At 60.2% G+C, this 18,205-nt stretch carries 17 protein-coding genes; 12 read left to right on the top strand and 5 right to left on the bottom strand.

Translation table 11 applies throughout. The features are described 5' to 3' along the window. Positions 1-13: 13 nt before the first annotated feature. From ACO07N_RS03540 to ACO07N_RS03530, 3 genes are all read right to left on the bottom strand, one after another. The gene (locus ACO07N_RS03540) at positions 14-730 is read right to left on the bottom strand and encodes a cytochrome c biogenesis CcdA family protein (protein WP_421979706.1); all 717 of its coding nucleotides are present in this window, start codon (positions 728-730) and stop codon (positions 14-16) included. 153 nt (positions 731-883) lie between these two features. Further along, the gene (locus ACO07N_RS03535; RefSeq protein WP_421979705.1) at positions 884-1,702 is read right to left on the bottom strand and encodes a sugar phosphate isomerase/epimerase family protein; all 819 of its coding nucleotides are present in this window, start codon (positions 1,700-1,702) and stop codon (positions 884-886) included. An 82-nt stretch (positions 1,703-1,784) separates the two neighbouring features. After that, entirely contained in the window at positions 1,785-2,732 is a 948-nt protein-coding gene (locus ACO07N_RS03530) for a 2-hydroxyacid dehydrogenase (protein WP_421979704.1), read from the bottom strand. 857 nt (positions 2,733-3,589) lie between these two features. Between ACO07N_RS03530 and ACO07N_RS03525 the strand changes: the two genes are divergently transcribed. After that, positions 3,590-4,261, top strand: a complete 672-nt coding sequence (locus tag ACO07N_RS03525) for a GntR family transcriptional regulator (protein WP_421979703.1) — start codon at positions 3,590-3,592, stop codon at positions 4,259-4,261. A gap of 26 nt (positions 4,262-4,287) precedes the next feature. On the opposite strand, the gene ACO07N_RS03520 is transcribed toward ACO07N_RS03525, so the two are convergent. Further along, positions 4,288-5,325, bottom strand: a complete 1,038-nt coding sequence (locus tag ACO07N_RS03520; protein ID WP_421979702.1) for a LacI family DNA-binding transcriptional regulator — start codon at positions 5,323-5,325, stop codon at positions 4,288-4,290. A gap of 248 nt (positions 5,326-5,573) precedes the next feature. Between ACO07N_RS03520 and ACO07N_RS03515 the strand changes: the two genes are divergently transcribed. The 10 genes from ACO07N_RS03515 to ACO07N_RS03470 all read left to right on the top strand — a co-directional run bounded on the left by ACO07N_RS03515 (position 5,574) and on the right by ACO07N_RS03470 (position 17,121). After that, complete coding sequence (locus ACO07N_RS03515) at positions 5,574-6,938, top strand: ABC transporter substrate-binding protein (RefSeq protein WP_421979701.1); 1,365 nt, start codon at positions 5,574-5,576, stop codon at positions 6,936-6,938. Positions 6,939-7,079: 141 nt separating this feature from the next. Further along, on the top strand, positions 7,080-8,321 hold the full coding sequence (locus tag ACO07N_RS03510; protein ID WP_421979700.1) for a carbohydrate ABC transporter permease: 1,242 nt from the start codon (positions 7,080-7,082) through the stop codon (positions 8,319-8,321). Continuing rightward, a complete protein-coding gene (locus ACO07N_RS03505) occupies positions 8,321-9,469 on the top strand; it encodes a carbohydrate ABC transporter permease (RefSeq protein WP_421979699.1) in 1,149 nt (382 codons plus the stop codon). The genes ACO07N_RS03510 and ACO07N_RS03505 overlap by 1 nt, the downstream gene beginning before the upstream one ends. A 33-nt stretch (positions 9,470-9,502) precedes the next feature. After that, positions 9,503-10,594 (top strand): ABC transporter ATP-binding protein, encoded by a 1,092-nt coding sequence (locus tag ACO07N_RS03500; RefSeq protein ID WP_421979698.1) that lies wholly within the window; start codon positions 9,503-9,505, stop codon positions 10,592-10,594. Positions 10,595-10,988: 394 nt separating this feature from the next. Then, entirely contained in the window at positions 10,989-11,783 is a 795-nt protein-coding gene (locus tag ACO07N_RS03495) for a DeoR/GlpR family DNA-binding transcription regulator (protein ID WP_421979697.1), read from the top strand. Beyond that, positions 11,783-12,853 (top strand): ABC transporter ATP-binding protein, encoded by a 1,071-nt coding sequence (locus ACO07N_RS03490; protein ID WP_421979696.1) that lies wholly within the window; start codon positions 11,783-11,785, stop codon positions 12,851-12,853. Before ACO07N_RS03495 ends, ACO07N_RS03490 begins: the two co-directional genes overlap by 1 nt. 67 nt (positions 12,854-12,920) lie before the next feature. After that, on the top strand, positions 12,921-14,204 hold the full coding sequence (locus ACO07N_RS03485) for an ABC transporter substrate-binding protein (protein WP_421979695.1): 1,284 nt from the start codon (positions 12,921-12,923) through the stop codon (positions 14,202-14,204). A gap of 81 nt (positions 14,205-14,285) precedes the next feature. Then, positions 14,286-15,173, top strand: coding sequence for a carbohydrate ABC transporter permease (locus tag ACO07N_RS03480; protein ID WP_421979694.1), 888 nt, complete (start codon positions 14,286-14,288; stop codon positions 15,171-15,173). Further along, positions 15,170-15,991 (top strand): carbohydrate ABC transporter permease, encoded by an 822-nt coding sequence (locus tag ACO07N_RS03475; RefSeq protein ID WP_421979693.1) that lies wholly within the window; start codon positions 15,170-15,172, stop codon positions 15,989-15,991. Before ACO07N_RS03480 ends, ACO07N_RS03475 begins: the two co-directional genes overlap by 4 nt. A 221-nt stretch (positions 15,992-16,212) precedes the next feature. Beyond that, the gene (locus ACO07N_RS03470; protein ID WP_421979692.1) at positions 16,213-17,121 is read left to right on the top strand and encodes a sugar kinase; all 909 of its coding nucleotides are present in this window, start codon (positions 16,213-16,215) and stop codon (positions 17,119-17,121) included. Between the two features lie 7 nt (positions 17,122-17,128). On the opposite strand, the gene ACO07N_RS03465 is transcribed toward ACO07N_RS03470, so the two are convergent. Further along, complete coding sequence (locus tag ACO07N_RS03465) at positions 17,129-17,620, bottom strand: Lrp/AsnC family transcriptional regulator (RefSeq protein ID WP_421979691.1); 492 nt, start codon at positions 17,618-17,620, stop codon at positions 17,129-17,131. 141 nt (positions 17,621-17,761) lie between these two features. Between ACO07N_RS03465 and ACO07N_RS03460 the strand changes: the two genes are divergently transcribed. Further along, positions 17,762-18,196: a universal stress protein gene (locus ACO07N_RS03460; RefSeq protein ID WP_421979690.1), complete on the top strand. Its 435-nt coding sequence runs from the start codon at positions 17,762-17,764 to the stop codon at positions 18,194-18,196. Positions 18,197-18,205: the final 9 nt, after the last annotated feature.

Genomic DNA, 18,205 nt, shown 5'->3' with positions numbered 1-18,205 from the left:
CTTCACTTCAAGATCAAAACCGGACCGAAAGATCCTGCAGCCAGATCGGCATCACGCTCAGGGCCCACGCGTCAAACATCTTGTGGACGTTGAGCAGCAGCAGCACGCCGACTGCGATGAATACGACCCCCATGAGGGGTTTGGATTTCTCCGCAAGACCGCGCAATCTGTCGGCCCTGCGGCGGATGGTTTCTCCGGCACCGAGCCCGAGACCGACGATGAAGGTCGAAACCCCGAGCGCGAAGAAGGACATGATGGCGGCGGCCCAGGTGAGGCTCTGGCCCTGGGAGGCAAGGGCGATTGCGCCGCCGAGCGTTGGACCGATGCAGGGCGACCAGACCGCACCGAGCAGGGCTCCACCGAGAAACTGACCGCGCAGGCCACTGGTGTCGGTGCTGTGCAGCTTTTGTCCGGCCGAACCGGAAAAGCCGGCCGTGGCAAGTTCGAAGCGCTGGCTGAACGCCGGCACCAGCAGCACGAGGCCGAAGACAATCATCAGCGTCGCGCCGACCCTTGCCATGACATCCTCTGTCAGGCCGATGGCGTAACCGACCGTCGAAACCAGCATTCCGACGGTCACGAAGGAAACGCTCATTCCCGCCGCAAGCGCGATTGGTGCACGCTTGTCCGCATTGAGCGCTGACGCAAGCACGATCGGCAGAACCGGCAGGACGCAGGGATTTATGAGGGTCAGAAGACCGGCAAGATACGCAAGCGGCAGTTCAAGCATATTTGTCAGCACACCTTTGCAAGAGCCCGTTCCGGTCGCGGAACGCCGGAACACACCTCGGTTCAGACCTGTACTTAGGCAAAGGCCGGCGACCTGTCCGCTAACGCCTCTTCACAAATTTGTGGGGTCGGGCTTGCGGGCCGTTTCTCGGCATCATTGTGCCAGTCCGAGAGCGGCCATGTTCTTGATCGAAACGGGCACGTCGGCGTGATCGCGGACCTCGACAATGAGGCGCGGATCGCTTTCCAGTTTCGACAGGGCCGCAAAGACCGCGTGCCAGTTGATGGTTCCCTCGCCAAGCGCCCAGTGGCGGTCGGCATAGCCATCGGCATCTTGAAGATGCACGTGGCGCAGGTCGTTTCCGGCTGCCTTCACGTAGTAGTCGACCGGGGGAGCCCCGGTGGACCCGTGGGCATAGTGGGCATGGCCCGTGTCGATGGAGACTTTCACCATCGGGGACCCGAAACTATCGGCGAGTATCTTCCGGAGATGCGGATCCTTGTCCTCGATGTTCTCGATGACGAGCTCGCAGCCGATGTCCTCAGCCCGCTTAACGGCAGCCCCCATGGTCAGGTGGCAGAGCTCGATCTTGCGTTCGCGCCCGTTCTCGTAGTTGTCGAGGTTGTTGTGATCCCATGTGGAATAGGGACTGTGCACGACCATGTGCGTTGCGCCGAGCGCTTCACAGACTTCGAGACCCTGCAGGAGGCGCTTCCTGACCACTTCGCGCACGTCCACGTCGACCGCATCGATGGTGAAGCCCCAGAAGGGCCCATGGATACCGAGGCGGCCTTCGTGGCCGTCAAGCAATGCCCTGGCGCGCTCCACAAGGGGCATCCAGTCTCCGTTGAGTACCTCGCCGGGCCAGAAATCCTGAAGCTCGAGGTCCCGTGGCTTGTCGAGCATGAGCTTGCGATGGGTTTCCAGGCTGTTGACGTTGAGCGCTGCGCCCAGGATCGGAAGGGTCGGCATGATGTACCTTCAAGGCAAGTGAATCTGTTTGCCTGATACCGTGCAATCCTTGACGGTATTGCGACGCCCGGGCAAGGGAAGGTCAGTATCCACGTTTTCGGTCGACGTGATCGGGAACTGCGCCCGTTTCCAGGAACGTCTTGAGATTGCGGGCAACAAGCTTCGAGGCCGTGCTGATGATCGTCGGCGCCGAGATGTGCGGAAGCACGGTGATTTTCTCGTGCCGCCAGAGCGGGTTTTCGGATGGCAGCGGCTCTTCATCGAAAACATCGAGAACCGCATGAGACAGGTGCCCGGTGTCGAGACCGTCGACCAATGCACCGGTCTCGATCACCGCGCCGCGCGCGAAATTGATGATCGCGGCGCCTTGCTTGCAGGAACCGAATTCGTTCGTGCCGAGCAGTCCCCGCGTCTGGTCTGTCAGGGGGACCAGCACGGCGACGATGTCGGCTTCGCCGAGGATTTGTTTCAAACCGTCCGGACCGTGAAAACAGCGGACCCCGTCAATGGTTTTCTCCGTCCGGCTCCAACCGGCAACCGTGAACCCGTTGGCCCGCAGGCGCTGTGCGGAAGCCGTGCCGAGATTGCCCAGTCCGAGAACTCCGACCGTGCGTTCCGCCGGGGTTTTCAGAAAATGCTCCTGCCACACGCCCCGGCGCTGCTGCGCCATGTAACGGGGCATGTCGCGATGCAGGTAGAGCGTCCAGGCCAGAACCGCCTCGGACATGGTTTCGGCCATTTGCGGATCGGCAAGCCTCACAATCAGCGGACCCTCTTCCGGCAATTCGGACATCAGCCTTTCGACGCCGGCCCAAAGGCTCTGCACCCAGACAAGGTTTGGCAGGGCCGCGACATGGGCCGGGTCCGGATTTGCGACGATGGCAACTCTGGCGGCAAGACGCTCCTCTTCGCTGAGCGCGTCGAACGGTTTGAGTTCGGCCAGGTCACTGAGCGATCCGGACAGTTCCTGCTGCCAGACCTCCCGCTCATGCGAATGGGCTTCGGGAATGAAGGGAACAACTGGCTTCATCAATGGCAGCTCCGGAAAACGCATCGGTTCGCAAACACAACCCGCGCGCATGAAAGGGAAAGTCCTGACCCTAGAGCATTTTCCGACCAATTTGAATCATTTGATGCGGATATCCGGTTCACTCGGCCAGGCGGGTCACGAAGCGCGATGCGGTGCATCGTGCAAGTGGCACAACGCAGCCGATGGGCTGGATATCCTCACCCTTTGTGGAACGCATTCAAGCGACAAACATCAAGATTGGCCGGGCCCTTTTCCGCTCTGGCGTCGTTGGTTCACCCTTGTGGTGGGCAACACCACGGCGGGCGAACCGTCTCGCCAGCGCGAAAAAGGGCCTCGGTCAAATGATCCAAATTGGTCGGAAAATGCTCTAGTGCAGGAGCGGCGCCCGGCACAAGAGGAAGGCAGCGTGGCAGAAGCCGGTCCGGACACGGTGCGCCAAACGGGGAGCGGCCCGGTGCAAGACGGCCCATATCGCCAAGCAGGAAGATGCCGGCGATCCGTGCGTCAAGGCGTGCACCTGCACGGGGTATGCATAAACCGTTAAGACGCCTGCAGCCGCACTCGTTCGAATCCACACTCCGGAAACGCGTTCGCGCTGAAATAAGTCAGTAATTTTTACGATGTTTTTTGCTGAACTGTGTGATTTTCACGTTTAAAATCAATATTTTGAGTGGTGTCGAAGGCCGATCGCGCCGCGTCTTTTCCAGTTTCGATCCACTTTGAGTAAAATTTTATCAGTATTATTATCAATGCTGAATGGGTTTGTTTGCAAGAACATCAAAGTCCGGCGAGGCCATTTCCGCCGAGTGATCCGGGCGCGCCGTCATTTTCGAAATCGTGTTCTGAGAGCCTCCGCAATGTTAGCGAAAGTCAAGTCAACGCGCGTCGACAGCGCCTATGACCGTCTGAAAGACGAGATCCTGCATGGTGTGCTGCCGCCCGGATATCAAGCGCCGGAACCTGACATTGCCAGTCGTCTCGGCATGAGCCGGACACCCGTCAGGGAGGCCCTGATCCGGCTTGAGGCGGAAGGGCTGATCGACCTGATTCCGCGCCGCGGCGCACGCGTTGTTGCGATTTCGCAGAAGGACTTTCGCGAGATTTTCGAGATACTTGCCGTGCTTGAAGGCCTGGCGGCACATGCTGCCGCCCAGATCGGTATTGCAAGCGAACCGCTCTCAGGTCTTCGCCAGGTTCTGGAAGAAGGTGAAACGGCGCTTCGGGCGAAAGACATTTCGGCCTGGGCGCAACTCGACGACACGTTTCACCGCCTTGTTGCGGGGCTTTCGGGCAACGACAGACTGCATTCGGAGATCTGCGGTCTCCTGGACCAGGTTTTCAGGGCGAACTCCGTGCTGCTCCGGCTGAACAATGCCCCTGCGGCGCGCGATGCGACGCATCGCAAGATTGTCGACGCGATTGCCGCCGGCGAGGCGGAGCAAGCCGCCGAGCTTGCAAATGCGCACCGCCTCAGTGGTCTGAAAACGATGGACGATCTGCTTCGAAACAGCGGTCTTTCCTATGTGTGACCGGTGACGGTCCTGCCGGTTGTTGTTCAGCGATCGGGCGCCGGTCCGGTCGACTGGCCGACGATCAATTCCGCATCGAGATGCAAGGATGAGGGTTCTCGCTCCGGGTCGGCGATGTGGTCGAGCAGCAGTTCGGCGGCGCGCTGACCGGCATAGCGCACGGACGAACGCGTACAGGTGAAAATCGGAACTTCACCGCTGTTCGGCAGGAACGAGAGAGCGTCGTCATGGGTGATGATGGAGACGTCTTTCCCGGTTTCCAGCCCGCACTGGCCGATGGCGCGCGCGACGCCGATGGCCGAAATCATCGAGGACACCAGAAAGGCGGTCGGCGGGTTGCCGGACCTGAGCATCTCCATTGCATTGTCACAGCCGTAGGGCTCCGTCATGTCGGAACTGCGCATGATCTCAGTGTCCGGTGTCAGGCCTCTTGCCTTGAGTGCGTCTTCAAAGCCCACGCGGCGCCGGCGCGCAAAGTCCATGTGCTCGAGGCCGTTCAACAGGGCGATCCGCTTGTGACCGAGATCGAGAAGCAGGTTCGTCGCCCGCTCGAAGGCGCGTCGGTTGTTCATGTCGACCCAGGACGTTTCCTTTTCGGCACCGGGGATGCGGCCGTGAACGACGAAGGGAAGGTTGATTTGGCGCAGCAGCCTGTGCCGGCTTTCATCAGCTGCGGGTCCATGAATGATCACGCCGTCGGCTTTCTTGCGGGAGGCGATCTGGCGGTAGGCATCTTCCTCGTGATCGTCCTCGACCACCGAAATGATCATGTCGTAGCCGTGCTTGGAATAGGTTTCACCGGCACCGGCAATGAATTCCAGGAAGATCGGGTTCATCATCTCGTGGATCGATCGCGGGATGACATGGCCGATCGCCATCGATCGTCCCGTGGCAAGGCGCCTAGCCTGGCTGTTGGGGGCGTATCCGAGCTTCTCCGCCATTTCGGCAACCCTGCGCCGCGTTTCGGCACTGACTTCCGGATATCCGTTCAATGCACGGCTGACGGTCGTCTGCGAAAGTTGCAGCCGATTCGACAGTTCCTTCAGATTCACACCCTTGCTCATGTGTGCCCAAAACGCTTTGAAAGCGCCCTCCCTTCAGGCTGTTATTGAAATGCAACATTAATTCGTGAGTTGTTCGCTTGACAAGTCCGAAGCGTAGCGACATGTTTAGGGCAAATCCAAAGCGGTTTGGATGCCGGGTTCCGGTTGGTTTGCTGCATGAGGGAGGAGCCTCGGTATTGCTGCCGGCTGGTAAGGTGTGCCACTTTAAAGGGAATGTCCCGCCAAGGGGACAATCTGGGAGGACTGACATGAAATCACGTTTGATGGCCTGTGCGGCCGGTTTGGCACTAAGCGTTTCGCTGGGACTTGGAAGCGCTTCTGCGGAGCTGCAATTCCCTCCGGGCGAGGGCCCCTTCACCTGGGACAGCTACACTGCGTGGGCGGAAAGTGCGCCTGATCTCTCGGGACAGACCGTGACGATCGCAGGCCCGTGGCTGCAGCCGGAAGACGGCTATTTCCGCAATGTGCTCGCCTATTTCACGGAGGCAACCGGTGCTGAAGTCATCTACACCGGTTCCGATTCCTTCGAACAGCAGATCGTGATCGACGCGGAAGCGGGCGCTGCGCCGAACATCGCCGTGTTCCCGCAGCCGGGCCTTGCGTCGGACATGGCATCGCGCGGTCTCCTGCAGCCGCTTCCCGAGGGCATGGCAAGCTGGGTCGGCGACAATTACGGTGCGGGCGAAAGCTGGGTCAATCTCGGCACCTACAAGGACGGTGACGGCAACGACCAGCTTTTCGGCTTCTTCTACAACGTCAACGTCAAGAGCCTCGTCTGGTACGTGCCGGAGAACTTCGAGGATGCCGGCTATGAAGTGCCGGAGTCCATGGAAGACCTCAAGGCGCTGACTGAGCAGATCGTTGCCGACGGCGAAACGCCGTGGTGCATCGGCCTTGGATCGGGCGCTGCGACCGGATGGCCGGCGACGGACTGGGTGGAAGACATGATGCTGCGCACCCAGCCGGCAGACGTTTACGACCAGTGGGTCTCGAACGAAATTCCGTTCAATGACGAACGCGTTGTCGCGGCCATCGAGGAGTTCGGCTGGTTCGCCCGTGACGACGACAAGGTTGCCGGCGGCGCCGATGCAGTCGCCTCGACCGACTTCCGCGACAGCCCGAAGGGCCTGTTCTCCTCGCCGCCGCAGTGCTACCTGCACCGCCAGGCGTCGTTCGTTCCGGCCTTCTTCCCGGATGGTGTCGAGTTCGGTGCGGATGTCGACTTCTTCTATTTCCCTGCCTATGCGGAAAAAGATCTCGGCAACCCGGTTCTGGGTGGCGGCACGCTGATGGCGATCACCAAGCCGTCCGACGCGACGACCGAGCTGATGAAGTTCTTCCAGCTGCCGCTGTCGCATGAAATCATGATGGCGCAGACCGGCTTCCTGACGCCGCACAAGGGTGTCAATCTCGACGCCTATCTGAACGACACGCTGCGGGGCCAGGGCGAGATCCTGATCAATGCGACGACCTTCCGCTTCGACGGATCCGACCTGATGCCGGGCGGTGTCGGTGCCGGCACCTTCTGGACCGGCATGGTCGACTACACCGGCGGCAAGGATGCCGCGGCGGTGACCAAAGAGATCCAGGAAAGCTGGGACGCTCTGAAGTAGCACTCTGCCGGCCGCCCTTCCATGTGACAGGCGGCCGGCCGTTTCCGGCGAGGCAGCGTCAACTTCGCGCCTTGCCTGAATGAGACGTGTTGTCCGGCTCGACCGGAAAACCTCCATAACGACATATGGGATGGAACGGCCATGTTTGCGGATAACCCGGCACTCCTCGGGTTGGCGACCATCGTTATCGGCGTCGGTGCCTGCCTTGGTTACTTCTTCTTTTCGAACGTAGTTCTGGACAAGGTCATCTTTCCGGCTTCCGGACCGAATGCGGGCCGGAACATCAACCGGGCGAACATGGTGCGGCCCTGGCTGTTTCTGTTCCCGGCCCTGTTCGCGCTGCTGCTTTATCTTGCCTATCCCGTCTTCGAAACGCTCCGCCTGTCGCTGACGGACAGGGACCAGGGCGGCGCTTTCGTCGGATTGGCCAATTACCAGCAGATGATGGCGGAACCCAAGTTCTGGGAGGCCGTGCGCAACAACATGCTCTGGCTGATCGTGGTGCCAGCCATCTCCACCGCTTTCGGTCTTCTCGTCGCGCAGCTGACAGACCGGATCAGGTGGGGCAACCTTGCCAAGTCCCTCATCTTCATGCCGATGGCGATTTCCTTCGTCGGCGCGTCGGTCATCTTCAAGCTGATTTACGATACCCGGCCGGAGGATCAGAACCAGATCGGTATCCTGAACGCCGTCTGGCTGAAATTCGACGGCGGCATCGGCTCGGTGCTGATGCTGCAGGTGCTGCCCTCGATGCTGCTCATCGGGTTTATCGTCATCGTCGCCTCCGTCGCCTGGTCATTCGCACGCGGCATCATCGCCAAGGGCGAAGACAAGTCCGTCTGGCTGCTGCCGCTCCGCCTGCTTGTTGCCGGCGGCGCGCTGTGGCTGATCTGGGTCTCCGTCAGTTCCCTGATCGGGCTCTGGATCGGTGAATTGCCTTACGGTGAAGCGCAGACCTGGCTGACGATCCCGCTGTGGAACAATTTCTTCCTGATGGTCGTGCTGATCTGGATCCAGACCGGTTTTGCGATGGTGATCCTGAGTGCCGCCCTGCGCGGCATTCCGGAGGAGACCGTTGAGGCGGCGATCATCGACGGGGCCAATCCCTTCCAGATTTTCTTCAAGATCAAGGTGCCGCAGATCATGGGCACGATCGTGGTCGTCTGGACGACAATCACGCTCACCGTTCTGAAGGTCTTCGATATCGTCTTCGCGATGACCAACGGTCAGTGGGAGACACAGGTCCTGGCGAACTACATGTACGACAAGCTGTTCCGCGCCAATGACTGGGGTGTCGGGTCCGCGAGCGCGATCATCATCATGCTGCTGGTGACGCCGATCCTCGTCTGGAACGTCTACAACGCGCGCAAGGAGATGAGATAATGGCCACGATCGCCGGCAAGAAATCCGGACTGGTTTGGGCAGTCCATATCTCCGTCGTCTTCCTTGTCCTCCTTTGGTTGTTTCCGACGATCGGCCTGTTCGTGTCGTCGTTCCGGACCGCCGACCAGATCTCGAGTTCCGGCTGGTGGGCCGCGCTGTTTGAATCCGAACAGAACGAGGTCTACCGCGCCGCCGATCCGGACGACAACCGGGTTGCCGACGGCGACATGTTTGTGGTGACCGGAAACATCTTCGACGGTGATCCCCGCCAGATCCGGGCCTGGGGAATCTCGTCCAGGGACGTCTCGGCGTTTCAGCCCGGTGAAACCGCGGAGATGAAGGACGGCGAAAGCGTCACGCTCGACGCCGACGGCAATTATGTCTGGCGCGGCAACGACAAGCAGTTGTCGGGGCGCGGGCAGCGTATCTTCATTACCGCGACAGTTCCGCCCGAGTTCACGATCGACAATTACCGCACGATCCTGTTTTCCGGCTCGGGCCAGGACAACATGGCCAAGGCCTTCTTCAACACGCTGACGGTCACGATCCCGGCAACGATCATACCGATCGTGGTCGCGGCCTTTGCCGCCTATGCGCTCGCCTGGATGGAATTTCCCGGCCGTGCGCTGCTGATCGCGGCGGTCGTCGGGCTGCTTGTCGTGCCATTGCAGCTGGCGCTCATACCGCTGTTGCGGCTGCATCTGGGCATCGGCATCGGCAAGGGTTATCTCGGGGTCTGGCTTGCGCACACAGCCTTCGGCATGCCTCTGGCCGTGTATCTCCTTCGAAATTACATGGTCGGGCTTCCGCGGGATATCATCGAGAACGCCAAGGTCGACGGCGCCACCGATTTCCAGATCTTCACCCGGATCATCCTACCACTCAGTTTTCCCGCCCTCGCGTCCTTCGCCATCTTCCAGTTCCTCTGGACCTGGAACGACCTTCTGGTCGCGAAGGTGTTCCTGATCGACGCGACGGGATCGACGACCGTCATGACCAACCAGATCGTCGAACTGCTCGGTACACGCGGCGGCAACTGGGAAATCCTGGCGACGGCGGCCTTCGTCTCGATTGCCGTTCCGCTCGCCGTCTTCTTCGCGATGCAGCGGTACCTGGTTCGTGGTCTCCTTGCAGGATCGGTCAAATAACATGAACAAGAAACACATTGGGGAGCAGCCGGCATGACCTCCTTGTCCTTGAAAGATGTCAGCAAGTCCTATGGTGAAATCGAGGTTCTGCGGAACATCAACCTTGAGATCGAGCAGGGCGAACTGATCGTATTCGTCGGGCCGTCGGGATGCGGAAAGTCCACCTTGCTCCGCATGATCGCCGGCCTGGAGAAGATTACGGGCGGCACGCTCGAGATCGATGACGTGGTCGTCAATGACGTGCCGCCGGCCCAGCGCGGCATCGCGATGGTGTTCCAGTCCTACGCGCTTTATCCGCACATGACGGTCTATGACAACATGGCCTTCGCCCTGAGGCTGGCGCACAAGTCGAAGGAAGAGATCGACAAGGCCGTCAAGAGCGCGGCCGAAACGCTGCAGCTGACGCAGTATCTCGACCGGCTGCCGAAAGCGCTGTCGGGCGGGCAGCGCCAGAGGGTCGCCATCGGCCGCTCGATCGTGCGCGATCCCAAGGTGTTCCTGTTCGATGAGCCGCTGTCCAACCTGGATGCGGCGCTCAGGGTGGCCACGAGGATCGAGATTGCGCAGCTCAAGGAAAGCATGCCGGAAAGCACGATGATCTACGTCACCCACGACCAGGTGGAAGCGATGACGCTGGCCAGCCGGATCGTCGTGCTGCATGGTGGCAATGTCGAACAGTTCGGCGCGCCGCTGGACCTTTATGAACGGCCCGCCAACACGTTCGTGGCGCAGTTCATCGGGTCGCCGGCGATGAACCTGATCACGGCTGAAGTGACGGCAACCGGCAACGTGACGTCCGTCAAGATGTCCGACGGCGGTCACGCGGATGTTCCCATTCAGTCGCGCGACGGCGACATTGCAAATGCCGTCAAGCTCGGCGTGCGTCCCGAAGATCTCACGGTTACCGAAAGCGACGACTATCTCGTGTCCGCGGAAGTCGAGATTGTCGAGGCGCTCGGAGAGACGACGGTGCTCTATTTCAAGTCGCAGAACGGAGAAGATGCGCTCATCGCCAAGCTTCCCGGTATTCACAAGATCGACAAGGGCACGACCATCCGTCTGACGGCGGTTCCGGAAAAGCTGCATCTGTTCGACAGCGACGGCAGATCGTTCCTGTACCGTTAGGGTGCGGACCCTGGCCAGACGGACCGATTTTCCGTCTGTAGAGCCGCTGACCACCCGGGTTCGCCGAAAGACGCGGCCCGGAGACGACAGTCCGTTTACCTGAGTTTCCGGCATGCCCGCCGGTCGACGCGGCCTGCCTGCGCAGACGGCCGCGGCGCCTGTTTTGCAGCCCGTTCGCGCCGTGCCCGACCTCCGCCGGCATGAATTTTTGTTGGCATCCCGTTGTTTTCACGCCTGTTCGTTCTTGTCATATGATTTTCATATGAACGTCGAATTATGTTCATATGAAAATGGTGTATGATGTTTCCAGAACGGTTCACCTCGCTGCCGTTCAATTGACGTCTAATGAAACCAGGCCGGTTCCGGCTGGTTTGGGCAATGGGCACAGACATATATGCGCACCTTGGGCCAGATAGAAATTTCCAAACGCCAGGCCGAGATCACCGATCTCGTTCAGAAGACCGGTTTTGCGTCCGTCGAAGAGCTCGCCGAACGTTTTGATGTAACGACGCAGACCATCCGCCGGGACGTCAACGGCCTGTGCGAACTCGGCATGCTTCGCCGGACCCATGGCGGTGTCGAGCCGCCGGCCCCTGCCTCGAATATCCACTATTCGACCCGGCAGATCCTCAATCTGCGGCAGAAGCAGCAGATCGCGAGACTGGTGGCGGAGCGGATAAAGAACCATCAGTCGCTCGCATTTTCCATCGGCACGACACCGGAGATCGTGATGCAGGCGCTGGCAGGCCATGAGCAGCTGGCAATCTTCACGAACAATCTGAATGTCGCCTTCACCGCGTCCAGCAACCCGTCCTTTCAGGTGACGATCGCCGGTGGACGCCTCCGGCACGGCGACCGCGACATCCTGGGGTCGGCAGCGCAGGACTTCTTTTCGAATTACAAGGTCGATGTCGGTGTTTTCGGCGTTGCCGGCGTCGATGAAGACGGCACCCTGCTCGATTTTCACGAAGACGAAGTTGCCGCGCGCCAGTCCATCTTGAAGAACTGCCGCACGTCCTGCCTGGTTCTGGATCACAGCAAGTTCGGACGCAGTGCTCATGTGCGCGGCGGTCATCTCTCGGATGTCGACGCCGTATTCTGCGACCGCCCGGTTCCCGCGGTCTTTCTTGAAAGTCTCAAGGGTTCCAAAACGGATGTCTTCATTGCGGATCAGGAGGGAGCAGCCTGATGGCGGAAACTGCCCTTGAGATATCCGGCAAGCCGATAACGCTTGAGCATGTTTCGCGGTCCTGGGGAGAAACGTTGGCCGTCGACGACTTGTCCATCGAAGTGTCGGCCGGTTCCTTCACGGCGTTGCTCGGTCCTTCGGGCTGCGGCAAGTCCACCACCTTGCGCATGATCGCAGGGCTGGAAAGCGTCAACGCGGGACGGATCCTGATCGGAGGTGACGACGTGACCGGAAAGCCGTCCTCCAAGCGCGATCTGTCGATGGTGTTTCAATCCTATGCCCTGTTTCCGCATCTCAGTGTCGCCGAGAACATCATCTTCGGGCTGAAGGTGCGCCGGGTGAACCGGAGCGAGCGCGATGCGCGCCTGAAGCGTGTTGCCGACCTCTTGGGCCTGTCGCTTCTGCTGGAGCGCAAGCCGGGCCAGCTCTCGGGCGGACAGCAGCAGCGTGTGGCGCTCGGCCGCGCGATCATCGGCGAAAAACCCATCTGCCTCATGGATGAGCCGCTGTCCAATCTCGACGCCAAGCTCCGGCACGAAATGCGCCTGGAGATCAGGTCGCTGCAGCAGCAGCTCGGCTTCACGATGGTGTATGTGACGCACGACCAGGTGGAGGCAATCACCATGGCCGACCAGGTCGTGCTCCTGAACGAGGGCCAGCTGGAACAGGCGGCAGAACCGCGTGAACTTTACGAGAAACCGGCTAGCCCCTTTGCCGCGAAGTTCATCGGGACGCCGCCCATGAACCTGTTTCCGGCGAATGCCTTCAAGAAACTGTCCACCGCGCCGGATTTCCAGCTCGGCATCCGTCCGGAGGCGATGCACCTTGCCGACGACGGGCCCATGACGGCCGACATCCGGGCCGTTGAATATCTGGGCGCGGACATATTGGCCGATTGCGTCGTTGCCGATACCTCCTTCCAGGTGCGGCTGCCGACCAACCGATCCGTGGCGCCGGGGCAATCGATCCAATTGGGATTCGAACCCGACGCCCTTCACGTTTTCGACGCCGATACAGGCCGGCGGCGGGACGACCTCGTGACCGAATTCGGAACGCTTTTGCGTTCCTGACCGACTGCGCGCGCCTGCGTAGATCAGCCGCAATGATGCGGATGTTCAAACCTTAGGAAGTATTGAGATGTTGAAGTCCACTTTCCTGAAAGCCGTTGCGGCAACGGCTCTTACGTTCAGCACCTGGGCGTCCGCTCAGGCCGTTGACCTGCAGTTTTATTTCCCGGTCGCCGTTGGCGGTACGGCCGCTGAAACCATCCAGGAGCTGACGAATGAATATGTCGCTCAGAACCCGGATGTGAACATCGATGCTGTCTACGCCGGTTCCTACCAGGACACGGTTGCCAAGGCGATCACCGCGTCTCGCGGCGGCAATCCGCCCCAGTTGTCCGTGATCCTGTCCGTCGACATGTTCACGCTGATCGACGAAGACCTGATCGTGCCGTTCGACGACTATCTCTCCGGCGACGAAGACAAGACATGGATCGAGGGGTTCTACCCGGCCTTCATGGAAAACAGCCAGACCGGCGGCAAGACCTACGGAATTCCGTTCCAGCGCTCGACGCCGGTGCTCTACTGGAACAAGGAAGCTTTCAAGGAAGCCGGTCTCGACCCCGATGTCGCGCCTGAAACCTGGGATGAAATGGTCGAGTTCGGCAAGAAGCTGACCAAGAAGGATGCCAGCGGCAAGGTCACCCAGTGGGGTGTGCGCATTCCCTCGTCCGGTTTCCCCTACTGGCTGTTCCAGGGCTTGGCCATCCAGAATGGCGCGATCCTGGCCAATGCCGACGGCAACAAGACCAATTTCGACGATCCGAAAGTTGTCGAAGCACTTCAGTACCTGGTCGATCTGAGCACCAAGGACGCGGTCATGGCACCCGGCATCATCGAATGGGGCGCGACACCGAAAGCGTTCTTCGAAGGGCAGACGGCGATGATGTGGACGTCCACCGGCAACCTGACCAACGTGCGCAACAATGCACCGTTCGACTTTGGGGTCGCGATGCTTCCGGCCAAGGAAACCCGCGGCGCGCCGACAGGTGGCGGCAACTTCTACCTGTTCAAGGGTGCCTCCGATGAACAGTCCAAGGCCGCGGTCGAGTTCGTGAAATGGATCACGGCTCCGGAACAGGCCGCGAAGTGGACCATCGCAACCGGTTATGTGGCGCCGCGTGCAGAAACCTGGGACACGGAAACGATGAAAGCCTATACGGCCGACTTCGCTCCGGCCCTTGTTGCCCGCGACCAGCTGGAGTTTGCCAAGGCGGAGCTTTCCACCTTCCAGAACCAGCGCGTCACCGGCATCTTCAACGACGCGCTGGCGTCCGCGATCACCGGACAGAAGGACCCTGCCACGGCGCTGAAGGAAGCGCAGGAGCAGGCTGACAAGATCCTGGCCGAGTATCGCTAAGGTCCTGTCGAAGCGGAGCGCCACCCCACTGAGGCGCTCCGCCTTCATTCAACTGAATTCAACGGTCTGACTGGGACGACGATGCGGGAACTGAAACTGAAGCGGGACTGGATCCACGGATGGCTGCTGCTGCTGCCGGCGCTGGTGTTCCTGTTTGCCTTCACGCACATTCCGGCGGTCACGACCCTGATCAACAGTTTCTTTTCGACGCCGCGCGGCCGCCGGTCGGCGAAATTCATCGGTCTCGACAATTATGACCGCATGATCAACGACCCGGTGTTCTGGAAAGTGCTCTGGAACAATCTCTGGTTCGCGCTGGGCACGATCCCGGCTTCCGTCGCCCTGGCGATCGTCATGGCCCTGTGGGTCAACGACAAGCTCGCGGGGCGCAGTTTCGTGCGCATGGCCTATTTCACCCCCACCGTCCTGCCGCTGATCGCCGTCGCCAATATCTGGCTGTTCTTCTATACGCCCGGCTTCGGCCTGTTCGACCAGATCACGGGCTTCTTGTTCGGGTGGCCTGCCAGCAACTACCTCGGCAACCCTGATACCGCGCTCAACGCGATCATCGTGGTGACCGTCTGGAAGGAAGCCGGCTTCTTCATGATCTTCTACCTTGCCGCGCTGCAGGCGATTCCCGTCTCGCTGAAGGAAGCGGCGCAGATCGAGGGGGCAGGGCGCTGGACAATCTTCTGGCGGATCACCTTCCCGCTACTGATGCCGACGACGCTCTTCGTCTGTGTCAATGCGGTGATCAATTCCTTCCGCCTCGTGGACCATATCTTCATCCTGACGGACGGCGGTCCGGATAATGCCTCCGCGCTTCTGCTTTTCTACATCTATGAAGTCGCGTTCCGTTTTTGGGAAACGGCCTATGGCGCGACGCTGACGGTCGCCCTTCTCGCGCTGTTGTCGCTGCTGGCGATCGGGCAGTTCTTCTTCTTTGACCGGAAGGTGCATTACAAATGACCGGCCCTTCCGACGTCTTCGACCGCGCGCTCAACACCATTGCAGCCTGGGCTCTTGCGCTGCTCTGGGTCCTGCCATTGGCCTATGCGGTCTGGACCGCGTTTCACCCGGCTGCCTACGAGGCGCGGTTTGAACTGTTTGCGCCCCTGACGCTGGAGAATTTTACAAAGGCCTGGGATGCGGCACCGTTTGCCCGCTACTTCCTGAACACCTTCATCCTGGTGACGATGATCCTGGCGGGCCAGTTTTTCCTGTGCACCCTGGCGGCCTTTGCCTTCGCCCGGTTCGAGTTCCCGGGCCGCAACATCCTGTTTGCGCTGGTGCTGCTGCAGCTTCTGGTCATGCCGGACATCCTGATGGTCGAGAACTACAAGACCATGCGGCTCCTCGATCTCGTCGATACCATCCCGGCCATCGCCTTGCCCTATGTCGCGTCCGGCTTCGGCATCTTCCTGCTGCGGCAGACCTTCATGACCATTCCGAAGGAGCTGGACGAGGCGGCCCGCATCGAAGGGGCGTCGGTTCTCGGGGTGCTCTGGAAGGTCTATATCCCGCTCGCAAAGCCGACCTATCTCGCCTATGGCCTGGTGTCGGTGAGCCATCACTGGAACAACTTCCTGTGGCCGCTGATCGTGACCAATTCCGTCGAGACGCGCCCCGTCACGGTCGGTCTGAGCATCTTCTCGGCCATCGACAGCGGCATCGAATGGTCCGTGATCAACGCGGCGACCCTGATGACCTCCGGGCCGTTGCTGATCGCGTTTCTCCTGTTCCAGCGGCAGTTTGTCCAGAGCTTCATGCGCGCCGGCATCAAATAGAAATTCCTGGCGTCAACCGGCCAAATCTTCGGAAATTTTCGCGCGGTGACGGGTTTCGGTACCGGTTGGCGTCACCGGCCGGCGACCGAATTCAATCTTTAGGATGATTGACGCGCGCTGCATTCATGCTATTAACTCAAGGCGAATTTAAATGGATTTAAATTGCAGAAATCAGCGACTTTGAACAACGCTGTGCGCTGTGATTTCCTGGGAGGAAACCTGTGTCCAAAACTTTTCTGGCCGTCGGCGAATGCATGGTCGAGATGGCTCCGACCGGTCAAGGCACGTTTGCCATGGGATTTGCCGGAGACACGCTGAACACGGCCTGGTATGCCCGCAAGTGCCTGCCGTCAGACTGGACTGTCGGCTACTGCACCGCGGTCGGCCGCGACCAGGTCTCGGACCAGATGCTCGGGTTTCTGCAGCAGTCCGGCATCGATGTCGGACCGGTCCGGCGGCTGGACGACAGGACCGTCGGGCTTTACATGATCCAGCTCAAGGACGGGGAGCGCAGCTTTGCCTACTGGCGGTCCCAGGCGGCTGCGCGTCAACTCGCGGCCGATGCCGGTCAGCTGCAGGCAGCGGTTGCCGATGCCGCGCTGATCTATTTCAGCGGTATCACCCTTGCGATCCTGCCGGAGCGGGATCGCGATACCTTTTTCGACGTGCTGAGAGCTGCCCGTGCACGCGGCGCTAAAACGGCATTCGATCCGAACTTGCGCCCGCGTCTCTGGGAAACGGAAGACACGATGCGCGCCTGTGTCACCGAAGCTGCCGGGCTGTGCGACTTCGTCATGCCGTCCTTCGAGGATGAGCTGGCCCATTTCGGGGATGGGACGGCAGAGGTCAGCGCCGACCGCTACCTGTCTGCCGGGGCCGGCATGGTCGTGGTCAAGAACGGGCCGGAAGAGGTCATCTGTGCCTCCAGCGAAAGCCGGCAGGCGTTTCAGCCCAGGCCGGTCTCCAATATCGTCGACACGACCGCCGCCGGAGACAGTTTCAACGCCGCGTTTCTGGCGGAATACCTGGTCAGCGGCAACATCGCCGCCAGTGTCGATGCCGGTGCCCGGCTCGCCGGAACGGTGATCCAGCATCGCGGCGCCCTGGTGGACTGCTTCGAGCCTGCCTGAACCACGGTCAGATGACGGCGTTGTCGGTGGCGGTGATGGTGGTTTCGTCCAGGTTGAGGCCTTCGAATTCCTTGACCGTGCTGAGGCTCAGCAGCGTCTTCATCTGCGCGACCGACGGGATCTGTGACAGCCTGCCCCTGTAGAGCTTCTCGTAAGCCGCCGTGTTCTTCGTCATCAGCCGTATCAGATAATCGAATTCGCCGGAAATCAGGTGGCATTCCAGGACCTCCGGCATGCGCGCTATCTCGTCTTCGAACGCCAGTGCGTCCTCCCTGCGCGGGCTGGTCAGTTTCACCTCGATGAAGACCTGCATTTCCAGGTTCAGCGATGCCCGGTCCAGCCGGACCGTGTAGGCCTCGATAATCCCGCTCGATTCCAGAAGTTTGACCCGCCGGTGGCATGCCGACAGGGACAGTCCAACCTGCTCCGACAGCCGCGCCATCGAAATGCGGCTGTTTTTCTGCAAAATCGAAAGTATTTTCTGATCAAGCCGATCCATCGTAAGAATTCCGAAAAATTTGCGATATTTCGATAATTATTGAGAAAATTTCTGAATTCAATTGAAAAATGAGAACCTTTCCTTTGCAACGTGGGATATCGTTTCCTCTACGGCATGGGGCCGTTGAAAAGGGGAACCTAAATGAACAAGAAAATAGTCGTCGGTTACGACGGCAGCAGCGCATCGGACAACGCGGTCGATTTCGCTGTTAACTTGGCAAAGGCCAGTCAAGCGGGGCTTGTGATTGCACATGTACTTGAATGGTCGCCCTACACATTCCTGACGCCAAACGAAATTGAAGAACGGCACGCGCGCAGGACCGAGGAGCTTGAGCGTGCACGCAAGGCCGTGCTCGATCCCGTGATGCAGAAGCTTTCGAGCGACGGCCTGGAAGCGACATCCGAACTTCGGTACGGGCACATCGCCGAAACGCTGATCAAGATTGCCGACGAGGACGGTGTCGAGCAGATCGTGATTGGCCGGACAGGGCATTCGCAGCTGTCCACCCGGGTGTTCGGATCCGTCGCGGGCAGCCTTGCGCAGGCGTCACCGGTGCCGGTGACCATCGTTCCATAAAACTTCCAG

Source organism: Roseibium sp. (genome assembly GCF_965229775.1).
In the GTDB taxonomy this organism is placed as follows: Bacteria; Pseudomonadota; Alphaproteobacteria; order Rhizobiales; family Stappiaceae; genus Roseibium.
This window is presented reverse-complemented; position numbering and strand designations above follow the sequence as displayed.

Coding starts and splice junctions, on each gene's coding strand:
- ACO07N_RS03540 (WP_421979706.1), bottom strand. CDS start 730: ATGCTTGAACTGCCGCTTGCGTATCTTGCCGGTCTTCTGACCCTCATA.
- ACO07N_RS03535 (WP_421979705.1), bottom strand. CDS start 1,702: ATGCCGACCCTTCCGATCCTGGGCGCAGCGCTCAACGTCAACAGCCTG.
- ACO07N_RS03530 (WP_421979704.1), bottom strand. CDS start 2,732: ATGAAGCCAGTTGTTCCCTTCATTCCCGAAGCCCATTCGCATGAGCGG.
- ACO07N_RS03525 (WP_421979703.1), top strand. CDS start 3,590: ATGTTAGCGAAAGTCAAGTCAACGCGCGTCGACAGCGCCTATGACCGT.
- ACO07N_RS03520 (WP_421979702.1), bottom strand. CDS start 5,325: ATGAGCAAGGGTGTGAATCTGAAGGAACTGTCGAATCGGCTGCAACTT.
- ACO07N_RS03515 (WP_421979701.1), top strand. CDS start 5,574: ATGAAATCACGTTTGATGGCCTGTGCGGCCGGTTTGGCACTAAGCGTT.
- ACO07N_RS03510 (WP_421979700.1), top strand. CDS start 7,080: ATGTTTGCGGATAACCCGGCACTCCTCGGGTTGGCGACCATCGTTATC.
- ACO07N_RS03505 (WP_421979699.1), top strand. CDS start 8,321: ATGGCCACGATCGCCGGCAAGAAATCCGGACTGGTTTGGGCAGTCCAT.
- ACO07N_RS03500 (WP_421979698.1), top strand. CDS start 9,503: ATGACCTCCTTGTCCTTGAAAGATGTCAGCAAGTCCTATGGTGAAATC.
- ACO07N_RS03495 (WP_421979697.1), top strand. CDS start 10,989: ATGCGCACCTTGGGCCAGATAGAAATTTCCAAACGCCAGGCCGAGATC.
- ACO07N_RS03490 (WP_421979696.1), top strand. CDS start 11,783: ATGGCGGAAACTGCCCTTGAGATATCCGGCAAGCCGATAACGCTTGAG.
- ACO07N_RS03485 (WP_421979695.1), top strand. CDS start 12,921: ATGTTGAAGTCCACTTTCCTGAAAGCCGTTGCGGCAACGGCTCTTACG.
- ACO07N_RS03480 (WP_421979694.1), top strand. CDS start 14,286: ATGCGGGAACTGAAACTGAAGCGGGACTGGATCCACGGATGGCTGCTG.
- ACO07N_RS03475 (WP_421979693.1), top strand. CDS start 15,170: ATGACCGGCCCTTCCGACGTCTTCGACCGCGCGCTCAACACCATTGCA.
- ACO07N_RS03465 (WP_421979691.1), bottom strand. CDS start 17,620: ATGGATCGGCTTGATCAGAAAATACTTTCGATTTTGCAGAAAAACAGC.
- ACO07N_RS03460 (WP_421979690.1), top strand. CDS start 17,762: ATGAACAAGAAAATAGTCGTCGGTTACGACGGCAGCAGCGCATCGGAC.